The sequence below is a fragment of the Bradyrhizobium sp. genome (assembly GCF_019244115.1).
Lineage (GTDB): Bacteria > Pseudomonadota > Alphaproteobacteria > Rhizobiales > Xanthobacteraceae > Bradyrhizobium.
On sequence record NZ_JAFATE010000558.1, the window covers coordinates 1 to 4,915 of the forward strand.

The 4,915-nt window shown below is 65.7% G+C and carries 6 protein-coding genes; 4 read left to right on the forward strand and 2 right to left on the reverse strand.

All coding sequences use genetic code 11. The annotated features are described in order from the left end of the window. Together glpK and JOZ76_RS24910 are read left to right on the forward strand one after the other, a co-directional pair. Positions 1–1,389 (forward strand): glycerol kinase GlpK (glpK, locus tag JOZ76_RS24905; RefSeq protein WP_291703118.1); only part of this gene is annotated, 1,389 nt, incomplete at its 5' end. 139 nt (positions 1,390–1,528) lie between these two features. Next, a complete protein-coding gene (locus tag JOZ76_RS24910) occupies positions 1,529–2,122 on the forward strand; it encodes a GNAT family N-acetyltransferase (protein ID WP_291703124.1) in 594 nt (197 codons plus the stop codon). An 18-nt stretch (positions 2,123–2,140) separates the two neighbouring features. Here JOZ76_RS24910 and JOZ76_RS24915 read toward each other — a convergent pair whose 3' ends face one another. Beyond that, the gene (locus tag JOZ76_RS24915; RefSeq protein ID WP_291703128.1) at positions 2,141–3,088 is read right to left on the reverse strand and encodes a threonine/serine dehydratase; all 948 of its coding nucleotides are present in this window, start codon (positions 3,086–3,088) and stop codon (positions 2,141–2,143) included. Between the two features lie 61 nt (positions 3,089–3,149). Here JOZ76_RS24915 and JOZ76_RS24920 point away from each other — a divergent pair, with 61 nt between their 5' ends. Both JOZ76_RS24920 and JOZ76_RS24925 read left to right on the forward strand, forming a co-directional pair. After that, entirely contained in the window at positions 3,150–3,452 is a 303-nt protein-coding gene (locus JOZ76_RS24920; RefSeq protein ID WP_291703133.1) for an ArsR/SmtB family transcription factor, read from the forward strand. A gap of 125 nt (positions 3,453–3,577) precedes the next feature. Next, the gene (locus JOZ76_RS24925) at positions 3,578–4,210 is read left to right on the forward strand and encodes a glutathione S-transferase family protein (RefSeq protein ID WP_291703135.1); all 633 of its coding nucleotides are present in this window, start codon (positions 3,578–3,580) and stop codon (positions 4,208–4,210) included. Positions 4,211–4,270: 60 nt separating this feature from the next. Here the strand turns inward: JOZ76_RS24925 and JOZ76_RS24930 are convergent, their stop codons facing one another. Continuing rightward, a complete protein-coding gene (locus JOZ76_RS24930; RefSeq protein ID WP_291703134.1) occupies positions 4,271–4,552 on the reverse strand; it encodes a hypothetical protein in 282 nt (93 codons plus the stop codon). Positions 4,553–4,915: the final 363 nt, after the last annotated feature.

A 4,915-nucleotide genomic window follows, 5' to 3' on the forward strand; every position in this document is an offset into this window, starting at 1 on the left:
TCGGGCTGGGTCGAGCATGAGCCGGAGGACATCTGGACCTCGACGGTCATGACCTGCCGCGATGCGCTGGAAAAAGCCGGGCTCACCGCCAAAGACATCGCCGCGATCGGCATCACCAACCAGCGCGAGACCACCGTGGTGTGGGACCGCGCCACCGGGCAGGCCGTGCACCGCGCCATCGTCTGGCAGGACCGCCGCACGGCCGACATCTGTGCGAGACTCAAGGCCGACGGCCACGAGCCGATGATTTCGCAAAAGACCGGCCTGATCATCGACCCGTATTTCTCGGGCACCAAAGTCGCCTGGATCCTCGACCATGTCCCCGGCGCGCGGGCGCGCGCCGAAGCCGGCGAACTGTTGTTCGGCACGGTGGATTGCTATTTGCTGTGGCGGCTCACCGGCGGCAAGGTGCATGCGACCGATGCCACCAACGCCTCGCGCACGCTATTGTTCAACATCCACACCGGCCAGTGGGACGATGATCTGCTGAAGCTTTTGCGCGTGCCGCGCTCGCTGCTGCCCGTGGTGAAGGATTCCTCGCACCTGTTCGGCGAGACCACGGCGGACCTGTTCGGCGGCAAGATCGCGATCTCCGGCATCGCCGGCGACCAGCAGGCCGCGACCATCGGGCAGGCCTGCTTTACGCCGGGCATGATGAAGTCGACCTATGGCACCGGCTGTTTTGCGCTGCTCAATACAGGCACGACACCGGTTGCCTCGAACAACAAGCTGCTCACGACGATCGCTTATCAGCTCGGCGGCAAGCGAACCTATGCGCTCGAAGGCTCGATCTTCGTCGCGGGCTCGGCGGTGCAATGGCTGCGCGATGGCCTCGGCATCATCAAGCAGGCGGCGGAGACCGGCCCGCTCGCGGACAAATCCGATTCGATGCAGAGCGTCTATCTCGTGCCGGCGTTCGTCGGCCTCGGCGCGCCCTACTGGAACCCGAACGTGCGCGGCGCGCTGTTCGGGCTGACGCGCAATTCGGGACCCGCCGAACTCGCGCATGCCGTGCTGGAAAGCGTCTGCTACCAGACTTTTGATCTCTGGGCGGCGATGCGTGCCGACTGGCCGGACGCGAGCGCCGCGACCATCGTGCTGCGCGTCGACGGCGGCATGACGGCCTCCGACTGGACCATGCAGCGGCTCGCAGACCTGCTGGATGCGCCGGTCGACCGTCCGATGATCCAGGAGACCACGGCGCTCGGCGCGGCCTATCTCGCCGGACTCGCCGCCGGCGTCTATCCGGAGCCGCAAAAATTCGCCGACAACTGGCGGCTCGAACATCGCTTCAAGCCGAGCATGAGCGCGGCGACGCGCGAGCGGAAGCTTGCCGGCTGGGCACGCGCCGTTCGCGGCGTGCTCGCGAGCGACGAGGCGGAGGGGTGATCGCCTCAAGGGGCCGTTATCCGCTCGACATGCCCGGACTTGATTCAGGCATCCAGCAACACGTAGGAGTGTTTTACGCCGACGATGGATGGCCGGGTCAGGCCCGGCCACAAACGCGTCCGCAGCCCGGACCAGTCCGATGATCCTGCCCGACGGCTATTTTGACGTTCCTGCCGGCAAGATTGCCGCGGTCGTCACCCATCTCCAAATGCTGCAGTGTCCCCTTCTGCCGCGTCATCCAGTGGACCGCCGGACGCTGCGCCGGGTGGAAACGCCCGACATCGACTGGTTCCGCGATCTTTATCGACGCGTCGGCGAGGAATGGTTGTGGTTTTCGCGGGCACGCATGCCGGACGCGGACCTCGCCGCGGTCATCCGGGCGCCGGGCGTCGAGATCTTTGCGCTCCAGCATGAAGGCCGCGACGAAGGCCTGCTGGAGCTCGATTTTCGCGAACCGGCCGATTGCGAAATCGTCTTCTTTGGCGTCACCGAAAGCTTGATCGGCACGGGCGCCAGCGGATTCCTGATGAACAGCGCGCTCGAGCGCGCATGGTCGAAGCCGGTCAGTCGGGTCTGGGTTCACACCTGCACGTTCGACCATCCGGCCGCACTGTCATTCTACCAGCGCGCCGGCTTTCGCCCATTTCGCCGCCAGATCGAGATCGCGGACGACCCGCGCCTCGACGGCACGGCGCCGCGCGATGTCGCCAGGCACGTGCCGATCATCGCGTGAGCGTGCGACGTCGCGCCCCTATCGGCCGAAATCCACCGCGGTCGTATTGGCGCCGCACAGCAGCACCGCGACCCGCTCGCCGGGTGCGGGGCGATACTGCCCCGAGAGCAGCGCTGCGAAGGCGGCCGCTCCGCCGGGCTCGACCACCACGCGCAGCGTCGACCACAACGCCAGTTGGGCCTGCCGGATCGCGTCGTCGCTGACCAGCACGACCTTCTCGACATGCGCCTGTGCGATCGGAAACATTAGGCTGCCGACGCGGCGCGGTGCGAGACTGTCGCCGGCGATGCCGCCGGCCGGTGCGTCGACCGGCTCGCCCGCCGCGAGCGCCGCATGCAAGGTCGGCGCCTGCTCGGGTTCGACGGCGATGATCCTGGTTCGCCCGGCATACCATGCCGCGATGCCGCCGATCAGCCCGCCGCCACCGACAGCAACCAGCAGCGTGTCGGTCTCGGGCGCGTCCTGCTCGAGTTCCAGGCCGACGCTGCCCTGGCCGAGCAGCGTCTCCGCCTGGTCGTAGGCATGGACCGGCATGGCGCCGCTCTGCGCGACATGCTTCTCGCTGGCCGCGAGCGCATCGGCATAGCGATTGCCCCCGACCACCAGGCGAGCACCATAGCTGCGGATGCGTTCGATCTTCGCGGGCGAGGTGATTTCCGACACGAAGATGGTCGCGGGCACCCCCAGCCGGTGCGCGGCATAGGCGACCGCGGCACCATGATTGCCTCCGGACGCCGCAGCCACGCCGGCCTCCGGTGCTTTGCGCAGCAGGAGATTGGCGAACGCGCCACGCGCCTTGAACGAACCGGAATGTTGCAGCGTTTCCAGCTTGAAGGTCAGCGCGCCCGGCGCAAGGCCGAAATCGGCCAGATCCGCCTTCAGAAGGGGCGTGCGGCGAATATGGGGACGGATGACGCTTTCGGTCGCGGCGATGCGCTCGCGGGTGATCGGAGATGAGGGGGTCATGGCAGGGACTGATAGCGCTTTTCCGCCTTGACGGCAATTAGCTAATTGGCAAAATGCCTAAATGAAAATTGCAACTGCCCTGCGGGCGCTGGCCAACGAGCGGCGGCTGCAGATTCTTGACTGGCTGCGCGATCCCAGGCGGCATTTTCGCGACCAGGTCGACGGCGACCTGGTCGAGGACGGCGTGTGCGGCGTCCTGATCGCCGAAAAGCTCGGCGTCAGCGCGCCGACCCTGAGCGAGCACATGCGGGTGCTGACGGCGGCAAAACTCGTGCGCGCCAAGCGCATCAAGCAGTGGACCATGTACAAGCGGAACGAGGCTGCGATCGACGCGGTCAAGCGGGCCATCCGGGAGCATGTATGAGGCGCGGCGGAGCCGCTGCATGGCAGGGTCGTGATGCGCGCAGTTGATCCGGTCATCCCTGTTCCCTCTGATGACATAGTGATCGAGCCGGCGGCAGGCGCCCGGCCATGACCAAAGAGGGCACCATGTTTCTCATCGGCCAATATGATTCCCCCTTCGTCCGCCGGGTTGCGATCGCCCTCCGGCTTTACGGCATCGCCTTCGAGCACAGGCCATGGTCGACCTTTGGCGATGCGGCGAAGATCGCGCCCTATAATCCGCTGCTGCGCGTGCCGACGCTGGTGCTCGACGACGGCGAGGCGCTGATCGATTCGACCGCGATCCTCGACCATCTCGACGAGCATGTCGGACCGGGCAGGGCCATGATCCCGGAGAGCGGGCCGCAGCGGCGCAGGCATCTGCGTAGTCTGGCGCTGGCGACCGGGCTCGGTGACAAGGCCGTCAGCCTGATCTACGAACGCGTGCTGCGCAAGGAGCAATCAAAAATCTGGGTCGAACGCTGCGCGGCGCAGATTTCCGGCGTGCTCGCGGTGCTGGAGCAGGAGCGGGCCGCGGCAAAGACGTCCTATCTGTTCGGCGACCATATCGCGCATGCCGATATCGCGATCGCCTGCGTGCTGCGCTTTACGCGCGAGGCGCATCCAAACCTGTTCGATACCTCGCGCTATGGCGCGCTCGCAGCCCACGCGGACAGGTGCGAAGCGCTACCGCCATTCAAGGAGATCGTGCAGCCGCTCGCGCCGCCGAGTGGGGACTAGCTCGGCGCAAGCGCGAAGCAATCCGAAACAGGATCAATGTCTCGCGAAGGATCCACCTCGTCATGGCCGGGCAAAAGCGCGAAGCGCGACTTCGCGCGAGATGTCCCGGCCATCCACGTCCTTGTCAACGAACGAAGAGGCGTGAATGCCAGTGATTTGCCCGACGGGCAGTTTTTCAGAAATGCTGTCCAGCCCTACGGAAAAAAATATTTCGCTTTGCTGTTTTCGTAAATCAGAAGTATGGTGTGCGCATCCCGCCTCGATGCAGAGGGACGTACGCGCGATCGTCACGATACGTGAGGCGGGGATGCGATGGACGCGAGGACGATGCACGACGAGCATCGACAGCGCGGACGTGAAGTCGTGTGGTCCTGACACCCCGACGCTGGTGTCAAGCGCGCAAGATGATGATCTCGCGCGTGATGGGAGCAAGAAAGCCCGGTTCCCAGGGAGAGCGCGATATAAGCGTTAAAACCGTCGCGCAGGGAATGCCGGACTTGGCTGAACCTGTGGTAACTGCCGCCAGCTTTTTCTTTGCTGGCGGGCCATGGGTGCGGCCAGCCACCCGGCCTTCCCTGCGCCCTCTCGATTTCAGAGGGACGCGATCGACGCACAGCCCGGACGCAATCGCGCCGCGGGAATGCGACGACGTGGCTCGGGACGACCCGCATCATTCTCAACGGTCCATGCCCCGCTTTGAGCGGG